Annotated in this window: 18 protein-coding genes and 1 pseudogene; 11 read left to right on the forward strand and 8 right to left on the reverse strand. The window is 65.2% G+C overall.

Annotated features, from left to right (window positions below; all coding sequences use genetic code 11):
• Positions 1-24: 24 nt before the first annotated feature.
• The 5 genes from accC to AKN83_RS02025 all read left to right on the forward strand — a co-directional run bounded on the left by accC (position 25) and on the right by AKN83_RS02025 (position 5,376).
• Positions 25-1,383, forward strand: coding sequence for an acetyl-CoA carboxylase biotin carboxylase subunit (accC, locus tag AKN83_RS02005; RefSeq protein ID WP_050401350.1), 1,359 nt, complete (start codon positions 25-27; stop codon positions 1,381-1,383).
• A 106-nt stretch (positions 1,384-1,489) separates the two neighbouring features.
• Positions 1,490-3,022, forward strand: a complete 1,533-nt coding sequence (locus tag AKN83_RS02010; RefSeq protein ID WP_050401452.1) for a sensor histidine kinase — start codon at positions 1,490-1,492, stop codon at positions 3,020-3,022.
• Positions 3,019-3,459, forward strand: coding sequence for a response regulator (locus AKN83_RS02015; RefSeq protein ID WP_050401351.1), 441 nt, complete (start codon positions 3,019-3,021; stop codon positions 3,457-3,459). The genes AKN83_RS02010 and AKN83_RS02015 overlap by 4 nt, the downstream gene beginning before the upstream one ends.
• Positions 3,456-4,547 (forward strand): sensor histidine kinase, encoded by a 1,092-nt coding sequence (locus AKN83_RS02020; RefSeq protein WP_050401352.1) that lies wholly within the window; start codon positions 3,456-3,458, stop codon positions 4,545-4,547. The genes AKN83_RS02015 and AKN83_RS02020 overlap by 4 nt, the downstream gene beginning before the upstream one ends.
• Before the next feature lie 34 nt (positions 4,548-4,581).
• On the forward strand, positions 4,582-5,376 hold the full coding sequence (locus AKN83_RS02025; RefSeq protein WP_157113167.1) for a hypothetical protein: 795 nt from the start codon (positions 4,582-4,584) through the stop codon (positions 5,374-5,376).
• Between the two features lie 22 nt (positions 5,377-5,398).
• On the opposite strand, the gene AKN83_RS02030 is transcribed toward AKN83_RS02025, so the two are convergent.
• The 7 genes from AKN83_RS02030 to AKN83_RS02060 all read right to left on the reverse strand — a co-directional run bounded on the left by AKN83_RS02030 (position 5,399) and on the right by AKN83_RS02060 (position 16,881).
• The gene (locus AKN83_RS02030) at positions 5,399-5,737 is read right to left on the reverse strand and encodes a BA14K family protein (RefSeq protein WP_244521863.1); all 339 of its coding nucleotides are present in this window, start codon (positions 5,735-5,737) and stop codon (positions 5,399-5,401) included.
• An 11-nt stretch (positions 5,738-5,748) separates the two neighbouring features.
• The gene (locus AKN83_RS02035; protein WP_050401453.1) at positions 5,749-6,060 is read right to left on the reverse strand and encodes a hypothetical protein; all 312 of its coding nucleotides are present in this window, start codon (positions 6,058-6,060) and stop codon (positions 5,749-5,751) included.
• Between the two features lie 8 nt (positions 6,061-6,068).
• Positions 6,069-7,556, reverse strand: a complete 1,488-nt coding sequence (locus tag AKN83_RS02040; protein ID WP_050401355.1) for an efflux transporter outer membrane subunit — start codon at positions 7,554-7,556, stop codon at positions 6,069-6,071.
• Positions 7,557-10,841 carry an efflux RND transporter permease subunit gene (locus AKN83_RS02045; protein WP_050401356.1) on the reverse strand — a complete coding sequence of 1,095 codons (3,285 nt, stop codon included), beginning with the start codon at positions 10,839-10,841 and terminating at the stop codon, positions 7,557-7,559.
• Between the two features lie 3 nt (positions 10,842-10,844).
• Entirely contained in the window at positions 10,845-13,952 is a 3,108-nt protein-coding gene (locus tag AKN83_RS02050) for an MdtB/MuxB family multidrug efflux RND transporter permease subunit (protein ID WP_050401357.1), read from the reverse strand.
• The gene (locus AKN83_RS02055; protein WP_157113168.1) at positions 13,949-15,256 is read right to left on the reverse strand and encodes an MdtA/MuxA family multidrug efflux RND transporter periplasmic adaptor subunit; all 1,308 of its coding nucleotides are present in this window, start codon (positions 15,254-15,256) and stop codon (positions 13,949-13,951) included. The genes AKN83_RS02050 and AKN83_RS02055 overlap by 4 nt, the downstream gene beginning before the upstream one ends.
• A 179-nt stretch (positions 15,257-15,435) precedes the next feature.
• Positions 15,436-16,881, reverse strand: a complete 1,446-nt coding sequence (locus tag AKN83_RS02060) for a DASS family sodium-coupled anion symporter (RefSeq protein ID WP_050401358.1) — start codon at positions 16,879-16,881, stop codon at positions 15,436-15,438.
• A gap of 221 nt (positions 16,882-17,102) precedes the next feature.
• Here AKN83_RS02060 and aat point away from each other — a divergent pair, with 221 nt between their 5' ends.
• Complete coding sequence (gene aat / locus AKN83_RS02065) at positions 17,103-17,783, forward strand: leucyl/phenylalanyl-tRNA--protein transferase (RefSeq protein ID WP_050401359.1); 681 nt, start codon at positions 17,103-17,105, stop codon at positions 17,781-17,783.
• 89 nt (positions 17,784-17,872) lie between these two features.
• On the opposite strand, the gene AKN83_RS02070 is transcribed toward aat, so the two are convergent.
• A complete protein-coding gene (locus AKN83_RS02070; RefSeq protein WP_050401360.1) occupies positions 17,873-18,865 on the reverse strand; it encodes a DUF2155 domain-containing protein in 993 nt (330 codons plus the stop codon).
• 428 nt (positions 18,866-19,293) lie between these two features.
• Here AKN83_RS02070 and AKN83_RS02075 point away from each other — a divergent pair, with 428 nt between their 5' ends.
• The 5 genes and pseudogenes from AKN83_RS02075 (at position 19,294) to AKN83_RS02090 (ending at position 24,023) form a co-directional block, all read left to right on the forward strand.
• Positions 19,294-20,235, forward strand: a complete 942-nt coding sequence (locus AKN83_RS02075) for an alpha/beta hydrolase (protein ID WP_050401361.1) — start codon at positions 19,294-19,296, stop codon at positions 20,233-20,235.
• Positions 20,236-20,237: 2 nt separating this feature from the next.
• Positions 20,238-21,473 carry a cation:proton antiporter gene (locus tag AKN83_RS02080; RefSeq protein WP_050401362.1) on the forward strand — a complete coding sequence of 412 codons (1,236 nt, stop codon included), beginning with the start codon at positions 20,238-20,240 and terminating at the stop codon, positions 21,471-21,473.
• Between the two features lie 326 nt (positions 21,474-21,799).
• Positions 21,800-21,856, forward strand: a pseudogene (locus tag AKN83_RS42005) (potassium-transporting ATPase subunit F); the annotation flags it as partial.
• Positions 21,857-22,033: 177 nt separating this feature from the next.
• A complete protein-coding gene (nhaA, locus tag AKN83_RS02085) occupies positions 22,034-23,392 on the forward strand; it encodes a Na+/H+ antiporter NhaA (RefSeq protein ID WP_050401363.1) in 1,359 nt (452 codons plus the stop codon).
• Between the two features lie 196 nt (positions 23,393-23,588).
• Entirely contained in the window at positions 23,589-24,023 is a 435-nt protein-coding gene (locus AKN83_RS02090; protein ID WP_050401364.1) for a hypothetical protein, read from the forward strand.
• The last annotated feature ends 157 nt before the right edge of the window (positions 24,024-24,180 follow it).

The following is a 24,180-nucleotide window of genomic DNA, read 5'->3' on the forward strand; positions in this document are numbered from 1 at the left end:
CTTCCGTCAACGTCAGGCGCTGCGATGTTCGACAAGATCCTCATAGCCAATCGTGGCGAGATCGCGCTTCGCGTGCTCCGGGCGTGCAAGGAGCTCGGCATCTCAACCGTCGCGGTGCATTCCACCGCCGACGCAGACGCCATGCATGTGCGGCTCGCCGACGAGAGCGTCTGCATCGGCCCGCCGCCGTCGAAGGACTCCTATCTCAACGTGCCGGCGCTGCTGGCCGCCTGCGAGATCACCGGCGCCGACGCCGTGCATCCCGGCTACGGCTTCCTGTCCGAGAATGCGCGCTTCGCCGAGATTCTCGCCGACCACAATCTGGGCTTCATCGGGCCGAAGGCCGAGCACATCCGCCTGATGGGCGACAAGATCGAGGCTAAGAAGACCGCGAAGCGCCTCGGCATTCCCGTGGTGCCCGGCTCGGACGGCGCAGTGACGGCGGACGACGACGCCATGGCGATCGCCAAGCAGATCGGCTTCCCGGTGCTGGTGAAGGCGGCGGCCGGCGGCGGCGGCCGCGGCATGAAGGTCGCCCACACCGAGGCCGATCTCGCGCTGGCGCTCACGACCGCGGCCAACGAGGCCAAGTCGGCATTCGGCGACGCCTCGGTCTACCTCGAGAAATACCTGCAGAAGCCGCGCCACATCGAGATCCAGATTCTCGGCGACGGCCGCGGCGGCGCTATCCATCTCGGCGAGCGCGACTGCTCGCTGCAGCGCCGTCACCAGAAGGTCTGGGAGGAAGGCCCCTCGCCCGTGCTCGCGGCCGCGGCGCGCGCCAGGATCGGCGAGACCTGCGCCAAGGCGATGCGGGACATGAAGTATCTCGGCGTCGGCACCATCGAATTCCTCTACGAGGACGGCGAGTTCTATTTCATCGAAATGAACACGCGCATCCAGGTCGAGCATCCCGTCACCGAAAGCATCACCGACATCGATCTGGTGCTGGAGCAGATCCGGATTGCCGCCGGCGGCGAGCTGCCCGCCAAGCAGAGCGATATCGCGATCATCGGCCACGCCATCGAGTGCCGCATCAATGCGGAGAACCCGCAGACGTTCCGTCCCTCGCCCGGTCGGATCACGCAATTCCATCCGCCGGGCGGCCTCGGCGTGCGGATCGATTCCGCCGTCTATCAGGGCTACGTGATCCCGCCCTATTACGACTCGCTGGTCGGCAAGCTGATCGTGCACGGCAAGACCCGCGGCGAATGCCTGATGCGGCTGCGCCGGGCGCTGGACGAGATGGTGGTCGACGGCATCGAGACGACGCTGCCGCTGTTCCGCGCGCTGGTGCGCGAGCCTGACATCATCGAGGGCGACTATCACATCCACTGGCTGGAGCAGTACCTCGCCGGCCAGCCGTCCGACGCCTCGAAATAGTTTGGAACCCGGTGGAACCGAGAGCCCTGTACAAGCGTATTTGAGGGGTATTGGCTTTCCACGGGGACGCATTGAATCCCACTCCCGCGAAGAGACCGTCGTGACACTGGTTTCACGACGCCGGTCCACGCTACAGATCCTGCTGCTTTCGGCGGGATTTTTCGTGCTGGTCGCGGTCAGCGTGGCCTCCGTCCTGCTGGTCAACAAGGCGCGTGAAGACAATGCCTTGGTGGTCCATACGGTCGAGGTGGAGAGCCAGGTTGCCAATCTGCTGCTCGACATCAGGCGCGCCGAAAGCGCGACCAGGGCGTATCTTTTGACGTCAGCACCACAGTACCTGTCCGAGTACCGGTCGGCTGCAGGCGGGCTTCCGGCGGCGCTCGGCCATCTCCAGATGATGACCGTCGATAATCCGGCGCAGGTCGCCAATGCCGCGAAGCTAAAGGCCGCCGTCGAGCAGCGGCTGGCCGAGTTCGCCCTCAGCATCGAGCGCGTCAACAACAACGACACCGCGACCAGCATCGACATCCTGCGCAAGGGCACATCGACCGACGCGCTGGAAGTGATCGCCCGGATCGGCCGCGACATGCGCGCCGAGGAAGATCGCCTGCTGGCGACGCGCACCGCGACTGCGGACAGGACCCAGGTGCTGGCCTCCTCCGTCACCATCGCCGGCTCCTGCATGGTGCTGGCGCTCGCCGCCCTCTCTCTCGTGCTGCTGCGGCAATCCTCGCGGGCGCGCGACGAGGCCGAGGCCAAGCTGCGCGACAGCAACGTCAATCTCGAAGCCATCGTCAACGAACGGACGGCCGACCTGCGCGAGGCCAACGAGGAAATCCAGCGCTTCGCCTATATCGTCAGCCACGACCTGCGCTCGCCGCTGGTCAACATCATGGGCTTCACCAGCGAGCTGGAGGAATTGCGCGGCGATATCTTCAGGCGCATTGCCACGCTCAATCGCACTGTGTCGCTGACGCCAACGATGGAAGACGCGACCGACGTGGCCGAGCCCGAGCTCGAAGGCTCCGACAAGCGGTTATCCGACGAATTCAACGAATCGCTCGGGTTCATCAAATCGTCGATCGCCAAGATGGACCGCCTGATCAGCGCGATCCTCAATCTCACCCGCGAGGGCCGCCGCGAGTTCAAGCCAGAGCGGATCGATCTGCGCGAGCTGATCGACGGCATCGTCAAGACGGTCGCGCATCAGGCGGCCGAGGCCAATGCGACCATCGAGGTCCGCGCCTTGCCGAATATCGTCAGCGACCGCCTCGCGCTGGAGCAGATCTTCTCCAACCTGATCGACAATGCGCTCAAATATCTCAAGGACGGCGTCCCCGGCGAGATTACGATCGAGGGCCGCACCAAGCTCGGCTTTGCGATCTTCGAGGTCACCGACAACGGCCGCGGCATCGATCCGAAAGACCATCAGCGTATCTTCGATCTGTTCCGCCGTGCTGGGACCCAGGACAAGCCCGGTCAGGGCATCGGGCTTGCCCATGTCCGCGCACTTGTGCGCAGACTGGGAGGCACCATGTCGGTAGCATCGGAACTTCACGGCGGCAGCACGTTCACGATCACGCTGCCTATCAAATGGTCAGGCAAGAACTCAGACAAGCACCGGGATAAGGAATCATGAGCGATCCAGTCACCATCATCATGATCGAGGACGATGAGGGCCATGCGCGCCTGATTGAGCGGAATATCCGGCGCTCAGGTGTCAACAATGAGATCGTCCCGTTCACCAACGGTACAGAGGCCGTGAACTACCTGTTCGGCAAGGACGGCAGCGCGGCGGAGCGCAAGAACCAGGCCCTGCTCATCCTGCTTGATCTCAATCTGCCTGACATGACCGGCATCGACATTCTGAAGCGGGTCAAGGAGAACAAGCATCTCAAAGCGACGCCGGTGGTCGTACTGACCACCACCGACGACTCCCAGGAGATCAAGCGCTGCTACGAACTCGGTTGCAACGTCTACATCACCAAGCCGGTGAACTACGAAAGTTTTGCCAACGCCATTCGCCAGCTTGGCCTGTTCTTTTCCGTGATTCAGGTGCCGCCAGCTTCCCTATGACCAGCGCAACGCCGACACTGCTCTATATCGACGACGACGCGGCGCTGGCGCGCCTGGTCGAACGCGGGCTGACGCGCGCGGGCTACAAGGTCGTGCACGCCGCAAGCGGCCAGGAAGGCCTCGACCGCCTCGCGCAGGGCGGCATCGACGTCGTCGCGCTCGACCAGTACATGCCCGGCCTGGACGGGCTGGAGACGCTGGAGCAGATCCTCAAGATTGCGGACGCGCCGCCGGTGGTGTTCGTCACCGCCTCGCAGGATTCGGCGATCGCCGTCACCGCACTGAAGGCCGGCGCGGCGGACTATCTGGTCAAGGACGTCAGGGGCGAATTCATCCCCCTGCTCCAGGTCGCGGTGAACGGCGCGCTGCGGCGCGCCGCCATCCAGAAGGCGCGCGACGAGGCCGAGGCCGAGGTGCACGCCTCCCGCGACCGCTACGCCGCGCTCGCCGCCGAGCGCGAGGTGCTGCTTCGCGAGGTCAACCATCGCGTCGGCAATTCGCTGCAGATCATCGCCTCGCTGCTGCATCTGCAGGCCAATTCCGCGAGCCAGCAGGACGTCAAGGCGGCGCTCACCAATGCGATGGGCCGCGTCGCCGCCGTCGCGCAGGTGCATCGCCGCCTCTACACCTCGCACGACTTCAAGACGGTGATGCTCAACCAGTATCTCGAGGCGCTGCTCGAGGATCTCAGGCGATCGGCCGAAGGCAACAAGATGTCGCGGCTGACGCTGAAGGCCGACCCGATCGAGATCGATCCGGATCGCGCGGTCGCGATCGGGATCATCGTCAACGAGCTGGTGATGAACGCCGTAAAATACGCCTATCCCGACGGCGCCGGCCCGATCCATGTCGAGCTGAAGCCGCAAGCCGACGAATTGCAGCTTGCGATCAGCGATGAAGGTGTGGGCTTCTCCGACAAAGCCGATCCGCGCGGCACCGGCATGGGCCAGCGCATCGTCGCGGCGATGGCCGCCAAGCTCGACGCCAGCGTCGAGCGCGACCCGGATCACAAGGGCACCCGTTTCGTGGTGCGGTTCGCCCGCGTCACCCCCGCGCCGGCGAAATCGACAAGCGCCGCCGCAAGTTAGGCCGCTGACGGCAGCGAATCGGTCGATTTTCGCGTTGGCCTTAACGGCCGGGTCACCCTGTTGTTCGATCGCCGCCGCTTGCCCTGACCGATTAAGACAAATCTGGGCATTGTTTGCCATGCTTTTCCCCCAACTTGGCAGGAACGGCACGATGTTCGAGCGCAGGGTGGTTTTCGGAAAGAAGCAGGCGACCTCGGGCGAGCTCAAGAAGCCCTTGCGTCCGGCGCCGGATGCCGCTGGCGCGGCACCCGCCTTTCACAAGAAGCAGTGGGAAGATCCGCGGATCGGACCGATGCTGCGCGATGCGGGGTTCGCACCCGACGACGCAGCCAGCATCGCGCCGAGCGCTGACAATCGCCTCGCCGTGTTCGCTGCGGCCAGCCAACGGCTGCAGGAGCGTACCGAGAGCTTCAACCGTGACATGACGGCGCGCCACGGCTACTGCCACGCGTTGCCGTTCCTGGTCATCGACCACAAGATCTGGGATGGGCCGCACGGCGCGTTCCTCTACGCGCAGCTGGATCTGATCGGCTACGACCAGTGGAACGTGATCATGCTGGCGGCAGATCCGCAGACCACGGAAGCATGCGGCCTGGCAGGCCATCCCGGCTTCCTGCCGGCGGTGACGCAAGCCATGACCGAGCAAGTGATCGCATGGGAGGTGCGGCACAACGTGCTGCTCAAGACGCTCGGAACCACCGCGAGCGGCGACCGTGACACCTCGCGCGAGCAATATGAGATGGAAAAGGACGCGTTGCGCAGGGAGATTATCGACAAGGCCGGCTGGATGAAGCCGCGCATTATCGAAGATCTACTGCGCAAGAGCTAGAAGTGTCGATCTCCCGAGCTCCTCACTCCTGCCGGTCGCGGTGCCGCCGCGTGCGCTGCGGACGGCAATCCTGGCATGGCGCGCCGAAGGTCACCTGCGACGGATAGGGCCGCGTCGAGTGATACGGCGTCGAGCCGAACAGGCCCGCCGCGCCGAAGCCCGCGCTGAAGGGATCGGCGGCGAAGCTGCCCGGAAACGAGCCGTTGCTGCGGAAATCGCGGTCGTCGTTCCTGCCGTCGAAATACGCACCGCCGGTGCTGCCGTAGCGCAGCGGCCGTCGCCGCTCCAGGTTCTGGGCTGACGCAGCAGCAGCGCTGAGCGCGATGGCTGCGCAGGCGATCAGTATTCTGATGGCGGTCATGGCCAAGGCCTTCATTGCGGAATGGTCCCCCAGTCACCCTTCCAGGCGATCAGGCGCCCCTTCCCGAACTGCAGATAGAGCCCGTCGCTGCGCCGCGACAGCACGCTGCCCCTCACATTGGGCAGCGCGACGAACAATTCATTGCCCGGCGTGCCGCGAACGTAGTTCAGGGGAACACCGAGCGATTGGCTGGCCTGGTCGGCGCTCATGCCGAAGGCGAGCGGAATGCTGTTCGGTGGCCGCTGCTGCGCACGGACCGTGCCGGCCGGCGCGCCCAGCGCGATGACGAGAATAACGACGAAGAGCGTGACGAACCGCTGCATGACCGACCTCATGGCACTGCCGTCGCGAGCGTGCCGGCCGGCGTCCAGCCGCCGCCGAGTGCCTGGAACAGACTGCTCGCCGCCAGCAGCTTGTTGAGCCGCACCGACACCAGATTGAGTTCGGCCGTGAACAGCGTCTGCTGCGTCTGCAGCACCGTGATGAGATTGACCGTGCCGCCGCGCAGCTGCGTCTCGGAGACCTCGAACGCCTTGCGCGAGGCGGCGACGACGTCGGACTGCAGCCGCTCCTGCAGGGTATACTTCTGCAACGCGATCAGCGCCTTCTCGACATCGGCGAAGGCCGACAGCACCGCCTTGCGATAGGCCTGCAGGTTTTGCAATTGCTGGCCCTTGGCGAGCTTGAACTGGCTCTCCAGCAGGAAGCCGTCGAACAGCGGCTGGGTCAGCCCGGCGGCGAGCGTGTAGTACCAGGCGCCCGGCGCAAACAGCGAGGCGAGCGCCGCGCTCTGGAAGCCCGTGGTGCCGGTCAGCTGGATCTGCGGGAAGAACGCCGCGCGCGCCGCGTCGACGCTGAAATTGGAGGCCGCGAGCTGCGCCTCGGCCTGGCGGACGTCAGGCCGCTGGTAGAGCAGTTCCGACGGCATGCCCGGCGTGATGCGCGGCACCGAGATCTGCGTGGTGCTGCCGCCGCGCACCGAGAAATCGGCCGGCGCGCGCGCCACCAGCAGCGCGAGCGCGGCCGTGTTCTGCCCCAGCGTCACCTCGAGCGGCGGGATCGCCGCGCGCTGCGTGGCGACCAGCGCCTCCTGCTGCGACAGGTCGAGCTGCGAGGCCGTGCCGCCGGCGAATTGCGACTTGATCAAGGCCAGGATGCGCTCGGCCGCCGCCAGATTGCGCCGGGTGGCCTTGATCTGGTCCTGCGCCGCCAGCACCTGGAAATAGGTGTTGGCCACCGTCGCCATCGTGGTCAGCGCGACCACCTCGCGATTGTAGCGGGAGGCCGTCGCGCTCTCTTCCGACGCCGACAGCGTCGCGCGGTTCTTGCCCCAGAAATCCACGATATAGCTCGCGCTCAGCCCCAGATTGTATTGCGAGAACGTCCCGCTGCTCCCGCCGAGCGACGAACTCGATCCCGTCGCTACCTTCTGACGCTCCGCATTCGCTGATCCCGAGATCGACGGCAGCAGCGCGGCGCCGGACACGCCGGTCTGCGCGTCGGCCTGCACGATCTGGGCGATCGCCACCGCGATATCGAGATTGTATTGCTGCGCGGATTCCATCAGCCCGGTCAGCTCGGGCGAGCGGAAGCCGCGCCACCAGGCGAGCGCCGGAACGGCGGCGTCGGCATCGCCCTTGGCCGCGGCGCGATAGCTCGCCGGCACTTCGAGGCTGAGCTCGGGCTTCTCAACCCCGGGAATGCAGCCGGTCAGGCCAAGGCTCAGACCAAGGCCGAGCCCGCCGAACGCCGCCACGCGGCGAAACCGGACCGGTTTCCCCAATATTCGAAAACTATGCAACGCTGCACCTGTGGGCATTTACTCGCCCGGTTGAAGTGAGGAGCCCGGCATCGGCATGGCGCTGCCGCGGCGGACGCGCTGGGCCCACAAGCGGAACCGGTCGAGATAGAGGTAGATGACCGGCGTCGTGTAGAGCGTCAGGACCTGACTCAGGATCAGGCCGCCGACGATGGCGATGCCGAGCGGCTGCCGCAGCTCGCCGCCGTCGCCCATCCCGATCGCGAGCGGCACCGCGCCGAGCAGCGCGGCCATCGTCGTCATCATGATGGGACGGAAGCGCAGCAGGCAGGCCTCCTTGATCGCCTCGAGCGGCTCCAGCCCGCGCCTGCGTTCCGCGTCCAGCGCAAAGTCGATCATCATGATGGCGTTCTTCTTCACAATCCCGATCAGCAGGATGACGCCGATCAGCGCCATGATACTGAACTCGGTCTTGAATGCCATCAGTGCCAGCAAGGCACCCACACCTGCCGAGGGCAGTGTGGACAAGATGGTCAGCGGATGGACATAGCTCTCATAGAGCACGCCCAGCACGATGTAGATCGTGACGATCGCGGCCAGGATCAGGAACGGCTGGTTGCTGAGCGAATCCTGGAACGCCTTCGCGGAGCCCTGGAAGGTGCCGCGGATCGTCGCCGGAACGCCGATCCGGTTCATGGTCGCGTCTATGCTGGCGACCGCGGTGCTCAGCGACACGTTCGGCGGCAAGTTGAAAGAGATGGTATTGGCGACCAGGAGGCCCTGATGGTTGACTGCCAGCGGCGTCGCGCCCTGCTTGAACGCCGCTACGGCCGACAGCGGGATCATGGTCTCGCTGTTGGTCGAGACGGCCGATCCGGTCGACGCCGCGCCCTTCCCGGTCGAGCCGATCGAATTGGTGGCCTGGTTGCGCGCGGCCTGGGCATTGGCTGAACTGGCCGCGCTCGAGGTTCCCGGCGCCACCACGGTGCCGGCCACCGCGTTGGTCGATTGCGAGCCGCCGACCGACCCGCCCGACGTGCTGATGTAGACGTCCTTCAGCGTCTCGGGGTTCTGCCAGTAGCGTGGCGCGACCTCCATGATCACGTGGTACTGGTTGCGCGCGACATAGATCGTCGACACCTGACGCTGGCCGAAGGCGTCGTAGAGGGTGTTGTCGATCTGGCTTACCGTGATGCCGAGCCTGGCCGCGGCGTCGCGGTCGATCACGAGTTCGGATTCCAGGCCCTTGTTCTGCTGGTCGCTGTTGACGTCGGCGAGGTTCGGATCGCGCTGCAAGGCTGCCGCAATCTTCGGCGTCCAGTCATTGAGCTCCTCCAGCGTCGAGCCCTGCAATGTGTATTGATATTGCGCGTTCGAGGCCCTGCCCCCGACCCTGATGTCCTGTACCGCCTGCAGGAACAGGCTCGCGCCGGGCACCACTGCCATCTGGCGGCGCAGCCGTGAAATGACACCGTCGGCGCCGATCTTGCGCTGGTCGAGCGGGCGCAGCGAGACAAATACGAAGCCGGAATTGGTCTGGCCGCCGCCGGTGAAGCCGACCACCGTCTCCACCGCCGGATCCTTCTGGATGATGCCCACGAACTGCGCGAGCTTCTGCTGCATCAGCTGGAACGACACGCTCTGGTCGGCCTGGATCGAACCGACCAGCCGGCCGGTGTCCTGCTGCGGAAAGAATCCCTTCGGGATCACGTCGTAGAGATAGAAGTTGAGGCCGAACACCGCCGCCAGGGTCAGCATTACCGACAGCGGGTGCTGCAGCGCCGCGGTCAGCGTCCTGCGATAGAAATTCAGCATCGCCTCGAAGAAGCGCTCGCTGGCCCAATAGAGCCGGCCGCGGCCGCCGCGGTCCGGCTTGAGCAGCACGGCACACATCATCGGCGTGGTCGCCAGCGAGACCGCGAGCGAGATCAGGATCGAGATCGAGATCGTCATCGCGAATTCGCGGAACAGCCGCCCGACGATGCCGGCCATCAGCAGGATCGGGATGAACACCGCGATCAGCGAGATGCTCATCGACAGCACGGTGAAGCCGACCTCGCCTGCGCCCTTCAGCGCCGCCTGGAGCGGGCTGAGGCCCTCCTCGATGTAGCGGGTGACGTTCTCCAGCACCACGATGGCGTCGTCGACCACGAATCCGGTCGCGACCGTGAGCGCCATCAGCGACAGATTGTCGAGGCTGTAGCCGAACAGGTACATCGCCCCGAAGGTCGCCACCAGTGACACCGAAACCGCCACGACCGGAATGAAGGTGGCGCGCAGATTACGTAGGAACGCGAACACCACGATGATGACGAGCAGCACCGCCAGCACCAGCGTGCGCTCGACGTCCCTGAGCGAGGTGCGGATGGTTGTCGAGCGGTCGACCGCGAGGCCGATGTCGATCGCCGGCGAAATCGAGGCCTGCAATTGCGGCATCAGGCCCTTCACCAGGTCGACCGTCGAGATGATGTTGGCGTTCGGCTGGCGATAGAGGATCAGCAGCACGGCCGGCTTGCCGTTGGCGAGCCCGGCATTGCGCAGGTTCTCGACGCCGTCGGCTACCTCGCCGACGTCGGAGAGATGAACCGGGGCGCCATTGCGGTAGGCCACGATCAACGATCTGTAGTCGTCGGCCTTGTTGGCCTGGTCGTTGGCGTAGACCTGATAGCGCTGGTCGCCGACGTCGATGCCGCCCTTGGGGCTGTGGGCGTTGGCGCTCGACAGCGCCGCGCGCACGTCTTCCAGACCGATGCCGTATTTGTAGAGCGCCTGCGGGATCAGATCGACGCGCACGGCAGGCAGCGAGCTGCCGCCGACCACCACCTCGCCGATGCCCTCGACCTGCGACAGCTTCTGCGCCAGCACCGTGGAGGCGGCATCGTAGAGAGCGCCGCGCGTCAGCGTGTCCGACGTCAGCGTCAGGATCAGGATCGGCGCGTCGGCCGGATTGACCTTGCGGTAGGTCGGATTGCTGCGCAGGCTGGTCGGCAGATCGGCGCGCGCCGCGTTGATCGCGGCCTGCACGTCCCGCGCCGTGCCGTCGATGTCGCGATTGAGGTTGAACTGCAGCGTGATCCGGGTCTGCCCGACCGAGCTCGACGACGTCATCTCGCTGACGTCGGCGATCTGGCCGAGATGCCGCTCAAGCGGGCTGGCGACCGTGGTCGCGACGTCCTGCGGACTGGCGCCGGGCAGCGTCGCCTGCACCGAGATGGTCGGAAAATCCACCTGCGGCAGAGGCGACACCGGCAGCTTGAAGAACGCGACGAGGCCCGCCGCCGCAAGCCCGAACGTCAACAGCGTGGTTGCGACCGGCCGGCGGATGAAGGGCGTTGACGGATCCATGGCTCAACGCGACCCGCTCGCCTCGCCGACCTCGTCCGCCCGCCCGGCAAACCGCAGCGCGAGGCGATCGAACCAGAGATAGATCACCGGCGTCGTGAACAGGGTCAGGAGCTGGCTCACCAGGAGGCCGCCGACGATCGAGATGCCGAGCGGATGCCGCAGCTCGGAGCCGGCGCCGCTGCCGAGCATCAGCGGCAGCGCGCCGAGCACCGCTGCCATCGTCGTCATGATGATCGGCCGGAACCGCAACAGGCAGGCCTGGTAGATCGCCTCCCGCGGCGGCTTGCCCTCGTTGCGTTCGGCATCGAGCGCGAAGTCGATCATCATGATCGCGTTTTTCTTTACGATGCCGATCAGGAGGATGATGCCGATGATCGCGATGATGGTGAGATCCTGCCCGGCCATCATCAGCGCCAGCAACGCGCCGATGCCGGCCGACGGCAGCGTCGACAGGATGGTCAGCGGATGGATGAAGCTCTCATAGAGCACCCCGAGCACGATATAGACCGTGATGATCGCGGCCAGGATCAGGAACAGCTGGTTGGAGAGCGAGGACTGGAACGCCAGTGCCGCGCCCTGGAAGCTCGTGATCATGCCGAGCGGCTGGTTGATGTCGGCCTGCGCCTGCTTGATCGCGGTGACCGCGCCGCCGAGCGAGGCGCCCGGCGCCAGGTTGAACGAGACGGTTGCCGACGGGAACTGGCCGAGATGCGAGACCTGCAACGGCGCGGTCTCGATCCGCATCTTGGCCATAACCGACAGCGGCACCGGCGTCGAGCCCACCGATGAGGGCAGATAGATCGACGACAGCGAGTCCAGCGAGGTCTGCAGCGACGGATCGGCCTCGAGGATGACGCGGTACTGGTTCGAATTGGTGAAGACGGTGGACACGATGCGCTGGCCGTAGGAATCGTAGAGCGCGTTGTCGATCGTCGCCGGCGTGATGCCGAACCGCGCGGCCTGATCGCGATCGATGTCGACGAACACCGAAAGCCCCTGCGCCGAGATGTCGCTGCTGACGTCGCTGAGCTCGGGCAATCCCCTGAGCTTGTCGACCAGCTTCGGCGTCCACTCCGCAAGCTCGTTCGGATCGGCGTCCTGCAGGATGAACTGATACTGCGTCCGGCTCACGGTGCCTTCGATGGTGAGGTCCTGGACCGGCTGCATGTAGAGCGTGATGCCGGTCAGATCGGCGGTGCTGGCCTTGATCCGGTCCATCACCGTCGCGACGCCGGCCTTGCGCTGCGCATGCGGCTTCAGATTGATCAGGATACGGCCGCTATTGAGCGTGGTGTTGGTGCCGTCGACGCCGATGAAGGACGACAGGCTCTCGACGTCGGGATCCCTGAGGATCGCGCTGGCAAGCCGCTGCTGCCGCTCGGCCATCGCCGCATAGGACACCGATTGCGGCGCCTCGGAGATCGCCTGGATCACGCCGATGTCCTGCACCGGAAAGAAGCCCTTGGGGATGACGACGTAGAGCAGCGCCGTGAGACCAAAGGTGGCGAGCGCGATCAGCAGGACGAAGGTCTGGCGATCCAGCACCCAGTTGAGCATCCGGGCGTAGATCGCGATGACATGATCGAAGCCTTCCCGGCTGAGCCGCTGGAAGGTGTTCTCCCGCGTCATGCTCTCCGGCTTCAGCAGCTTGGCGCAGGCCATCGGCACCAGCGTCAGCGACACCACGGCGGAGATCAGGATCGTGACCGACAGCGTGATGGCGAATTCGCGGAACAGGCGGCCGACGACGTCGCCCATGAACAGCAGCGGGATCAGCACCGCGATCAGCGATACCGTCAGCGAGATGATGGTGAAGCCGATCTGCTCGGAGCCGCGCAATGCCGCCTCGAGCGGCGACTCGCCCTCCTCGATGTAGCGCGAGATGTTCTCGATCACGACGATGGCGTCGTCGACCACGAAGCCGGTCGCGATCGTCAGCGCCATCAGCGACAGATTGTTCAGGCTGAAGCCGAACAGATACATCGCACCCAGCGTGCCGACCAGCGACAGCGGCACCGACAGGCTCGGGATCAGCGTCGCGCGGGTCGAGCGCAGGAACGCGAAGATCACGAGCACGACCAGGATCACCGCAAGCGCCAGCTCGTATTCGACGTCGCGGACCGAGGCTCGGATCGTGACGGTCCGGTCGGTCAGGATGTTGAGATCGATCGCCGCCGGCAGCGTCGCCTGCAGCTGCGGCAACAGGTCCTTGATGCCCTGGACCACCGAGATCACATTGGCGCCGGGCTGGCGCTGGATGTTGAGGATGATCGCCTGCGTCTCGTTCATCCAGGCGCCAAGCTTGTCGTTCTGCGGGCCGTCGACGACGTTGCCGACGTCGCTGAGGCGAACCGGCGAGCCGTTCTTGTAGGCGATGATCAGCGAGCGGTAGTCGCTCGCATTGCGGATCTGGTCGTTGGCATTGATGGTGTAGGCGCGCATCGCGCCGTCGAAATTGCCCTTCGGCGTATTGACGTTGGCGTTGCCGAGCGTGGTGCGGAGATCGTCGATGTTGAGCCCGTAGGCCGCGAGCTTGCGGATATCGGCCTGGATCCGCACCGCGGGCCGCTGGCCGCCGCTGATGCTGACGAGGCCGACGCCGGGCAGCTGCGAGATCTTCTGCGCCAGCCGGGTGTCGACGAAGTCCTGGACCTGCGTCAGCGGCATGGTCTTCGAGGTCAGGCCCAGCGTCAGGATCGGCGCGTCGGCCGGATTGACTTTGGCGTAGATCGGCGGCGCCGGCAGGTCCGACGGCAACAGGTTGCCGGCGGCATTGATCGCGGCCTGTACCTCCTGTTCGGCGACATCGAGCGAGATCGACAGGCCGAACTGCAGCGTGATGACGGATGAGCCGGCCGAGCTCACCGAGCTCATCTGGTTCAAATTCGGCATCTGGCCGAATTGCACCTCGAGCGGCGCCGTCACCGACGACGTCATCACGTCGGGGCTCGCGCCCGGATAGAAGGTCTGCACCTGGATGGTCGGGTAGTCGACCTCAGGCAGCGCCGCGACGGGGAGGAATCGGAACGCCAGCATGCCCGACAGCATGATGGCGATCATCATCAGGGTCGTCGCTACCGGCCGCAGGATGAATGGCCGCGACGGGTTCATTTTGTCTGCCCGTCCGCAGGACCTTTGCGGTCGCCGCCTCCAGGCTTGTCGGGAGCAGCCCCGCCTCCCTTCGCCGCGCCGTTCGCGGTCCCCTTAGCTGCACCAGCCGGGTTCGCGGCGTCGGTGGCGGAGCGCACCACCACCTTGGCGCCCTCGCGCAGCTTGTCGGCGCCGTCGATCACGATGCGGTCGCCGGGCACCAGCCCCGAGAGCACCTCGACACGGTCGCCGTCGGTGACGCCGAGCTTGACCGGCCGCACCGAGACCGTGCTGTCGGCATTGACGAGATAGACGAAGGTGCCGGGCACGCCGCGCTGGATGCCGGCGGTCGGCATCGTCGTGGCATCCTTGTGCGTGTCGAGCAGCAAGCGGATGTTGACGAACTGGTTCGGATACAGCGTGCGCTTGTCGTTCTCGAACTGGGCACGCAGCTTGATCGTGCCGGTGGTCGCATCGATCTGGCTGTCGAAGGTCTGCAGCGATCCCTCGGCGAGCTTGTTGGCGCCGCTGCGGTCATAGGCCGCCGTCGGCAACACCGCGCCCTCCTTCAGCCGCTTCGCGACCGCCTGCAGATTGTCCTCGGGCAGCGTGAACAGCACGCTGATCGGTTCGAGCTGCGTGATCACGACGAGGCCGTTGGTGTCGCCCGGCGTCACGTAGTTGCCGAGGTCGACCTGGCGCAACCCGACCCGCCCGTTGATCGGCGACACGATGTGGCAATACGCCAAATTCACTTCGGCCGATTTCACCGAGGCCCGGTCGGCCTCGACCGTGCCCTGATACTGCGCGACCAGCGCGACCTGGGTATCGAGCGTCTGATGCGGCACCGCGTTCTGCGCCGCGAGGTTCTGGTAGCGGGTGAGATCGACCTGGGCGCCCTTCAGCTGCGCCTCGTCGCGGGCGAGCTGCCCCTTTGCCTGCGCCAGCGTCGCCTCATAGGGACGCGAATCGATCTCGGCGATCAGATCGCCCTTCTTGACCTCGTCGCCCTCCTTGAAATCGATCTTCATCAGGTAGCCGCTGATCTGGCTCCGGATCGTCACGGTGGCGAGCGACGTCACGGTGCCGAGCGCATTCAGGCTGACGCCGATATCGCCCTTGCCGACCGCCTCCGGCACGATCGACATCGGCCCGGCGTTGCGCCCGCCGCCGGCCTGCGGCGGCGCAGCCTGTTGCCGCGTCCACCAGACGATGCCGGCGAGCACCGCCAGCACGATACATCCCGTCAGAAAGCCTCGCCAGCGCGACGGCCGCCTGGTTTGTTCGGGCGCCACGATCGACGGGTTCTTGATATGCTGGTCCATAAACTTGCCCACGAAGAAACACGAACGAGCTCGCGCCGTCCCAAGTGTCCCCTGACGTTCGCGCGCGCCACATCCGAGGAAGCATTTTGGACGCTTCCGTCAGACAAAGCGCGTTAAGAATCGGAAAGGATAGCCCTCCTTCCCGCTCGGCCGCTGTTTCTCGCTGGATTGTGGCTATTTTACCCGATCGTCTGTAGCCAGGGCAACACGATCAGCAACAATCCGGCAAAGTAGATTACGCCGAAGATCAGCCCGAACTTCCAGAAGTCGCCTTTGCCGATATAGCCGCTGCCGTAATACATCGGCGCCGGCCCCGTCGCGTAGGGCGAGATCACGCCCATCAGCCCGAGCGAATAGACGCACAACAGCATCAGCGTCTGCACCGACAGGCCGGGAATGCTGGAGCCGACGGCGAGCACCACCGGCAGCACGGCGGCGGTATGCGAGGTGATGCTCGAGAAGAAATAGTGGATCCAGAAAAAGAAGGTGACGAGCAGGATCATTCCGACCAGCGGCGACGTCCCTGCGAGCGGCTTCGCATAACCCTCGGCCACCCATTTGATGAAGCCGATCTCGTTGAGACCCGACGATAGCGTGAGCAGCGAGGTGAAATAGAAAAATACCTCCCACGCGCTCTTCTCCGCGACGATGTCCTCGAACGCGATCACGCCCGACAGCAGCATCAGCGAGATCACGACGAACACCACCGTGGTGGCGTTGATGAAGTTCGAGCCGAGCAGCGGCACGCTGATGTTGGGATTGGAGCCGCAGATCCACAAGAACATCGCGAGCAGCACCAGCACCGCCATGATCCATTCCTGCCGCGACGGCGGCCCCATCTTGGCGAGTTCGCCCTCGCTCCAGGTCACGATCTCCGGGCTCGCCTTGATCTCGGGCCGGCAGACCATGTAGCTCAGCAGCGGCACCAGCAACAGCAAGAGGATGCCCAGCGGCGCGAAGCCGATGAACCATTGCGACCAGCCGACCTCGACATTGACGAGCTTCTTGGCGATCGAGAGCGCGGCGGCGTTCGGCGCCAGCGCCGTCAGAAACAGCGAGCTGGTGACGGCCGTGGTCGCAAACGCCGTCCACATCACGAAGGTGCCGATCTTGCCTGCGGTCGGACCGGGCTCGGAGCCGTAGATGCGCGGGATGTTGCTGACGATCGGATAGATGGTGCCGCCCGAGCGCGCGGTATTGGACGGCGTCGCCGGCGCCAGCACCAGATCGGAGAACGCCACCGCATAGCCGAGGCCGATGGTGCGGCGGCCGAGCCCGCGCACGAGGAGCAGCGCCAGCCTTCGGCCGAGCCCGCTCTTGCGGTAACCGATCGAGAACACGAAGGCGCCGACGATCAGCCACACCGTGCTCTCGGAAAAGCCACTGAGCATCCAGCGCAGCGACTTGTTCGGGTCGGGCTCGACATAGCCGCCGACGCCGGCGACCGTGAGGCCGATCAGCCCCACCGCGCCGACCGGCATCGATTCGAGGATCAGCCCGGTGATGACGGCGGCGAACACCGCAAAATAGTGCCACTGATTGGCGTTCAGCCCTGACGGCACCGGGACCAGATAGATCACCAGCCAGACCAGCAACGGCGCAAACGTGCGCCATGACGATTTCATGCAGCGTCCCCCTCACCTGTGTTGATTGTCAGGCGCAAGCCGCCATGTCCCGGGCGGCGGCGCCATATTTTGTGGCAATCTAGCATGGCCGCGCAGTCCGTCTCGGGAAACTGCGGCGGAATGGCGCGGCTTGTGGAGGAACCGGCGCGCTTCGTCAACACGTCGCAACCCCGTAGCCGGCCCCATCGCAAGACCGCCCGCGCTTTGCTATCTTCGCCAGCATGACCTCACGCGACTCCGCCTCCTCCGAGATCACGCCCGAGGTGCTGCTGCGCGCCTATGCCTGCGGCATCTTCCCGATGGCAGAGAGCGCCGACGATCCGACCCTGTTCTGGGTCGAGCCCGAATTGCGCGGCGTGATTCCACTCGACGGCTTCCGTGTCGCCTCCCGCCTCGCGCGCACCGTGCGCTCGGATGTCTTCACCGTCACCGTCGATACCGCGTTCAAGGCCGTGATCGCCGGTTGCGCGGCGCCGCAGCCCGGCCGTGACGACACCTGGATCAACAAGCGCATTCGCGACCTCTATGTGGGGCTGCACATGTCGGGCCATTGCCACAGTGTCGAGGTCTGGCAGGACGACAATCTGGTCGGCGGCCTCTACGGCGTCAGCCTCGGCCGTGCCTTCTTCGGCGAGAGCATGTTCCACACCGCGCGCGACGCCTCGAAGGTCGCGCTGGTGCATCTGGTGGCGCGGCTGATCGCCGGCGGGTTCGAGCTGCTCGACACGCAATATGTCACCGAGCATCTGAAGACGTTCGGCGCCGTGGAGATTTCGCGCCGCCGCTATCGCGCGCTGCTCGACAAGGCGATCGCTGGCGCGCCGGCGGACTTTGGCAAGCTCGACACCACGCAGCCGGTCAAGGGGGCCGACGCACTGGCGATCATCGCAGAGCGCAATTGATCTTGCGACGCATGTAGCCCGGGACGACGCCATCCGCGCAGAAAGAACCCGGATTTCGCTGACGCTCCATCCGGGCTACGCAGTGCCGATCAATTTCCGAACAAGCCGCCGAACAATCCGCCCGGCCGCTGCTGCTGGGGCGGCGGAGGTGGCGGCTGCTGCTGGTATTGCGGCAGCGGTTGCGGCGGCGGACGCGGCGCGGCCTGCTTCGGCGGCGCACGCTTCTGGGCCGGCGGCGGTGGCGGCGTCGGCGCCTTGGGCGGATCGGGCGCCGCGGTCACGATGGTCTGGTCCGGCCCTTTGCAGTCGGTCAGCCAGATGTCGTAGATCGGATGTTCGACGCCATGCAGGCCGGGGCTCGCCGCGAACATCCAGCCCGAGAAGATCCGCTTCACCTCGCCCTGCAGCGTGATCTCGTCGACCTCGACGAAAGCGTCGGTGTTGGCGGCTTCCGTCGACGGCCTGGTGTAGCAGGCATCGGTCTTCACCCGCAGCGCGCCGAACTGCACGGTCTCGCCGATATCCTCGTCGAAATTGATGATGCGTCCGGTGATCTTGTCGAGGCCGGAGAAGCTCGCCTTCTTGTTGGTGATCTTGGTCGACGGCGGCTCCTGCACGACCTCGTCGCCCGGCTGCAACGCGGCAGGCGTCTGCGGTGCCGTGCCCGGAGCGGTGCCCTTGGCCGGCGGACGCTGCCCCGGCGCCGGATTGGCTCCGGGCGGCGTGTTGGCGACGGCCGGCCCGCCCGGTTGCGGCGGCTGCACCGCAACGCCGGGCGGAGCGACTGTGCTGCCGGGCGGCGGCGCCAAAGGCTGCGACTGCACGCTGCCGGGCGGCGGCACCGCCTGGCCCGGCGGCAACGCCCGCGGCTGGGTCGGCAGCAGGCGGCCGCGCGGCAGTTCCGGCACTTCCTCATCGTCGTCGCTGGGCGGCGCCGCCTGGCCGCGCGGGATCGCGCCGGGCGGACGCGGCGGCGGATCGGAGAAAATCGTTCCGATCTGCGCGCGCGCAGGCTGCGCAAGCGAGATGGTTGAGGCGGCAACCAAGGCCGCAAAGCCAGTCAGGGCAATGGTTCGAAGCATCTCGCGCGGCTTTAAAGGGCGAATCGGGCTCGCGACAGTCTACCTAGATATCGGCCGCTCGCAGGCCACCGGTTAACACGCCGAATACGGCGGGGAAAGGGCGCCCGGCCGGCCCTCCCCGCACACTGGCCACCCCTGGGGACACGTGTGATAGTCCTCACGCTGAAGCCACGCGGCAACGCGTGAAAACCTGAGAAAATCCGGATCGAACCAGACCAGCCAGAGGAAACCCAATATGCCAGCTCGCATCAGGCTCGACGGTCCGGGTCACCGGCGCTGCCGGCGTCATCCAAACCGCTAAGCTCCGCCTGATACAACCGTCATTCCGGGGCGGTCCCGCAGGGCCGAACCCGGAATCTCGCGCTTCCGGGTTCGACGCATCGCATCGCCTTGGAATGACACAACAGAAATCAAGAAGGTCCCCGCAAATGCCCGTCGTTCTCGATCCCGATGCCGCCGCCGTCTACAAGGCATTCCAGGAGGCCGGCCGCCCCGCCTATGAATCGCTGACCGCACCGGAAGCGCGTGAATATTACCGGGCCGCCCGCATTGTCTCCAATCCCGAGCCGCCCGCGCTTGAATCGAGCAAGGCGCTGGCGATCCCGGCGCCGCACGGCGCGATCCCGGGACGCATCTACACGCCGAAGACGCTGCGCAAGACGGACGGGCTCGCGCCGTGCCTGGTGTTCTTCCATGGCGGCGGCTGGGTGATCGGCGATCTCGATACCCATGAGGTGGTTTGCCAGAAGCTGGCCCATGAGGGCGAACTGATCGTGATCTCGGTCGACTATCGCCTCGCGCCCGAGCACCGCTTCCCGGCGGCGGTAGACGACGCCGTCACCGCGACCAGATGGGTCGCCGCCAACGCTGCGGAGCTCGGCATCGATGCGTCGCGCCTGATCGTCGGCGGCGACAGCGCCGGCGGCAATCTGGCGGCGGTGGTTGCCCTCACCGCCCGCGACGGCGGTCCGAAGCTCGCGGCCCAGCTGCTGGTCTATCCCGCGACCGATTTTTCGCGCAAGCATTCCTCGCATCGCGAGCCCGAGACCAGCATCCTGTTGACGCATTCGGTGATCGGCTGGTTCGGCAACCACTATCTCGGCGATGCCGACAACAGCGACTGGCGCGCCTCGCCTGCGCGCGCAAAAAGCTTTGCCGGATTGCCGCCGGCCTATGTGCTGACCGCCGGCGCCGATCCGCTGCGCGACGAAGGCGACGAGTACGCGAAATTCCTCACGGATGCCGGCGTGCCCGTCACCTACCGGCATTTCCCCGGCCAGTTCCACGGCTTCTTCACCATGGGCAAGCTGCTCAACCAGGCCAATGTCGCGGTGACCGAGATCAGCGCCTGGCTGAAGACGCTGGGCTGATCGTGTCGTCCTCGATCGAAATCGCCAGGCACACGCTGCTATCATGCGGCCTGATCCTGGCGATCGGCACGATTGCCGCGCTCTTCGCTCAGAAGGTCAGAATTCCCGACGTCGCGGTGTTCCTGCTTACCGGCATCGCGATCGGGCCGCATGCGCTCGGGCTCGTGCACATCGGTGCCGACTCTGCGCTGAACCAGATCATCCTGCTGTTCGGCGCGAGCTATATCCTGTTCGACGGCGGGGCAACGCTTCGGCTCGCTGTGCTGAAGCAAGTGTGGATCACCATCGTGGTGATCGCAACGTTGGGCGTGATCATAACGGCGGCGATCACGGGCTTCGCCGCGCAATACATTCTCGGCGTTCCCCCGATCGTGGCGTTCCTGCTGGCGGCGACAGTGGCCTCGACTGATCCGGCGACACTGGTGCCGATCTTCCGCCAGATCCCGATCCGCCACCGCGTCGCCCAGACCGTGATGAGCGAATCCGCGTTCAACGATGCCATGGGTGCGATCATCACCCTCACTCTCCTCGGCCTTGCGACCGGCAGCGCGTTCTCGCTCTCGGCCTCGCTGAGCCAATTGATCACGCATTCCATCATCGGCATCACCGCCGGCATCGTACTGGGCTATCTCGCAACGATCTTCATCGCCCATGAGAAGTGGGCCTTCCTTGCCGAATATGCCCCCGTCGTCACAGTGGTTGCGGTGATTGCCGCCTACTTCGCAGCCGAGGGCCTGCATGCCTCAGGCTTCATGGCGGTGTTCGTGTTCGGCATCATGCTTGGCAACAAGGAGACCTTCGGCTTCGCGATGGAGCCGGGCGAATCTCAGAAACTCAGTGAGTTCGTCCTGACCACCGCTTTCATGCTGCGCCTGTTCATCTTCATCCTGCTCGGCGCGCAGGTGGATTTTGCGCTGATGCAGCAATATTGGCTCAGCGGCATTGCGGTGACGCTGGTGCTGATGTTCGTGGCCCGCCCCATCACCGTGTTCCTGTGCGCAGCGCCGGATCGCCGCGCGCGCTGGAGTCTTGCGGAGCTGCTGTTCATGTGCTGGACGCGCGAAACCGGTGTCATCCCCGCCGCGCTCGCCGGCCTGTTGCTCGGCATGAAGGCGCCGGGCGCGGAGATGATCGCCTCCGTCACTTTCGTCGCGATCCTGACCACGATCCTGGTCCAGGCCTCCACCACGCGCTGGCTTGCGTCGAAGCTAGGGCTGCTGGAAACCGATGAGAGCTAACGCTGACACTTATTCCGCATTTATAACGCCGGCTTGGCGTTCGTCTCGCATTCCTATGCGATCGGCTTGATATTGCATGAGGCAATCAGCGCGTAGCTTTCACGCGCATGGGAACTCTCTCCCGATTTGGTGCTGACATGTCGCAAGAGAACAATCGGACCCCCTACTCTCTGCCGGTGTGCATCGCGGTTCTGCTGATATTCGGTGCAGCAACCCAGCTCAACATGCTCGCGAGCTGGCTGTGATCGCCAGCCCTGGGCGCGGAACCACCAGGATGATTATCGATTGTTCCGGCGAGAGCGCGGATGATCTTCGATTAGTCACTCGCCGCTGGCCTGCCTGTCGACTTGATCTACGCCCTGCTGAGGCCTGAGCGGTTCTAGCGCCGAAAGCCACGTTGGTCCGAAGTCGCCTCCCAGCGATATGGCAAACGGTCGCAGGACGCCCGAATAGGGTTGCCCTATGCCCGTCGCTGTGCAAAACGGGCTATGGGTGTCAGCTGCATGGCGCAGCGACAGGTGAAGCGATGGTCGGGCCACCACGCCGAGTGCGTGCGCCCGATGGATCACCGACTGCCCACCCAAGACCTGCCACGAGCCCAACTGCTTGCCGAACGAGCGTTCGCCACGCTCCAGCGCTTCCTGCACGTCGAGGCTGTCGGCGGCGGCGTACTGCTGGCCGCGGCAGCCGCTGCAATGATCTGGGCCAACTCGGCTTTCGCCGACAGCTATCACGCTCTCTGGCACCAGCAACTCTTGATCGGGTTTGGCGACTTCGTCAGCTCCCGATCGCTGCATTTCTGGATCAACGACGGGCTGATGACGATTTTCTTCCTCGTTGTCGGCATGGAGATTCGGCGCGAAATCCATGAAGGCGCGCTGAGCAGGTTCGACCAGGCGCTGCTGCCCGTGATCGCGGCAGCCGGCGGCGTCATCGCCCCCGCGCTCATCTACATTGGCCTGAATGCCGATCCCGTGCGCGGCCAGGGCTGGGCCGTACCGACGGCGACGGACATCGCCTTTGCCGTGGGGGCGCTCGCTTTGCTGGGACGATCGATCCCGGTCAATCTACGGGTGTTCCTGCTGGCGCTGGCGATCATCGACGACGTCATCGCGGTGTTGATCATCGCCTTCGTCTACTCCAGCGGACTGGAGCTGAGCGGGTTTATCGTGGCGGCGCTCGGCATTCTGATGGTGGTCGGGCTTCAGCGGATCGGCATCGGCTCCGCCCTCGCCTACGTTCCGCCGGGAGCGCTGGTCTGGACCGGGCTGCTGATGAGCGGAGCGCATCCGACCCTTGCCGGCGTCGTGCTCGGCCTGATGACGCCGGTGCGGCCGATGCCGCTGCGGGAGCCGCCCCTGCAAATGGTGTCGCGCGTGATCGCGGAGTTGCGCGACAGCGATGCGGCCTGGAAGGATACCCATCGCCTCAGGTCACGGCGCCGTACGCTCCACGTCGCGAATCGCGAAATGTTGCCGCCCGTCGTGCGCGTGCAGACGGCGCTGCATGGCTGGGTCGCCTTTGGCATCATGCCCCTGTTCGCGTTGGCGAACGCCGGCATCAGCCTCACAGCTTCCGGCCTCGGTTCCGGAGCTCAGTCCGTGATGCTGGGCGTCGGGCTTGCCCTTGCCTTGGGAAAGCCGGTCGGTGTGATCGGTGCCACCTGGCTTGCGGTCAAGTTGGGCTGTCGGCTGGCACCGGGCATTACGTGGGGCGGCGTCTGCCTCATCGGCCTGTTGGCCGGAATCGGTTTCACCATGTCTATCTTTACCGCCATGCTCGCCTTCCCCGACGAGGCCCTGCTCAACGCAGCAAAGCTCGGGGTGCTCGGGGGCTCGCTCGCCGCCGCCCTGTTTGGGCTCGGCTGGGGAGTGGCCCACGCGCGTCGCCAGCACAAAGAGGCAGCTGCGCACCCGTGACGCTTCGCGGACGGCAAACGAACCTGATCCCCCGACGCCTCGTTGGCTCGCGCGCGATGCCCGGCGCAGCGATTGCGGCGCAGGATTCGCTATGCTGCAACGCACAATTGGACTTCTCCTAAACTTGTGGAAAAGCGAGACAAATCCGTTGACATTGCTAAACTCCACTTGCTGTAACAACTTATGGAGCCTTCGCATGAGTGTGAGTGCAGAAGTCCTCGCCCGCGCCCCGTTGGAAACGACGGAGAGCGAAATCGACACGGTGAGTACGCATCGCCCACGCAGCAACATTCGGCCTCTCTCGCCGATGCCGGACTACGTCGAGCACCGCAACGGCGTCAACGAGGTCGGCAAGCTATCGGCCGAGGCGGTCGTGCGCGAATACGAAGCGGCGGTGAGAGAGATCGAGGCCCTTGGATCGGAACTGCAACTGGCCGCCAAGAACTGCGAGGTCATGGTGGCGGGCGTTCATGACATGATCGCGGAAATCAAGGAATTCGCCGCGGGTTACCGCGATCAGGGCAAGCGTTTCTTCCTCCAGATCGAAGCCGTCTCGCTGATGACCACGGAGGTCCGGAATACCTGCGAAGCACTCAAGAAGAAGATCGCGACCGATACATTGAGCAATTGATATCTCGCCGTCCGTGGATTTTCAGTGATCGTACTGATCGTTTGCAAGGTGAATGGCTGCGCTATTCCGGCGCGGCGGAACCGTTAGTTCTATTCAGACCAAGTCGTTTTGAGATCAAGTCGTGCAGGATCAAGTGGTTCAACATCTTGCCCCGCCT

It is taken from the genome of Bradyrhizobium embrapense, from assembly GCF_001189235.2.
Taxonomy (GTDB): Bacteria; Pseudomonadota; Alphaproteobacteria; order Rhizobiales; family Xanthobacteraceae; genus Bradyrhizobium; species Bradyrhizobium embrapense.

Excerpts from the sequence above, each read along its gene's own strand:
- nhaA (WP_050401363.1), top strand. The coding sequence starts at position 22,034 with ATGGATCACCGACTGCCCACCCAAGACCTGCCACGAGCCCAACTGCTT.
- AKN83_RS02060 (WP_050401358.1), bottom strand. The coding sequence starts at position 16,881 with ATGAAATCGTCATGGCGCACGTTTGCGCCGTTGCTGGTCTGGCTGGTG.
- AKN83_RS02075 (WP_050401361.1), top strand. The coding sequence starts at position 19,294 with ATGCCCGTCGTTCTCGATCCCGATGCCGCCGCCGTCTACAAGGCATTC.
- AKN83_RS02040 (WP_050401355.1), bottom strand. The coding sequence starts at position 7,556 with ATGCCCACAGGTGCAGCGTTGCATAGTTTTCGAATATTGGGGAAACCG.
- AKN83_RS02020 (WP_050401352.1), top strand. The coding sequence starts at position 3,456 with ATGACCAGCGCAACGCCGACACTGCTCTATATCGACGACGACGCGGCG.
- aat (WP_050401359.1), top strand. The coding sequence starts at position 17,103 with ATGACCTCACGCGACTCCGCCTCCTCCGAGATCACGCCCGAGGTGCTG.
- AKN83_RS02055 (WP_157113168.1), bottom strand. The coding sequence starts at position 15,256 with ATGGACCAGCATATCAAGAACCCGTCGATCGTGGCGCCCGAACAAACC.
- AKN83_RS02090 (WP_050401364.1), top strand. The coding sequence starts at position 23,589 with ATGAGTGTGAGTGCAGAAGTCCTCGCCCGCGCCCCGTTGGAAACGACG.
- AKN83_RS02035 (WP_050401453.1), bottom strand. The coding sequence starts at position 6,060 with ATGCAGCGGTTCGTCACGCTCTTCGTCGTTATTCTCGTCATCGCGCTG.
- AKN83_RS02030 (WP_244521863.1), bottom strand. The coding sequence starts at position 5,737 with ATGACCGCCATCAGAATACTGATCGCCTGCGCAGCCATCGCGCTCAGC.
- AKN83_RS02050 (WP_050401357.1), bottom strand. The coding sequence starts at position 13,952 with ATGAACCCGTCGCGGCCATTCATCCTGCGGCCGGTAGCGACGACCCTG.
- accC (WP_050401350.1), top strand. The coding sequence starts at position 25 with ATGTTCGACAAGATCCTCATAGCCAATCGTGGCGAGATCGCGCTTCGC.
- AKN83_RS02015 (WP_050401351.1), top strand. The coding sequence starts at position 3,019 with ATGAGCGATCCAGTCACCATCATCATGATCGAGGACGATGAGGGCCAT.
- AKN83_RS02070 (WP_050401360.1), bottom strand. The coding sequence starts at position 18,865 with ATGCTTCGAACCATTGCCCTGACTGGCTTTGCGGCCTTGGTTGCCGCC.
- AKN83_RS02045 (WP_050401356.1), bottom strand. The coding sequence starts at position 10,841 with ATGGATCCGTCAACGCCCTTCATCCGCCGGCCGGTCGCAACCACGCTG.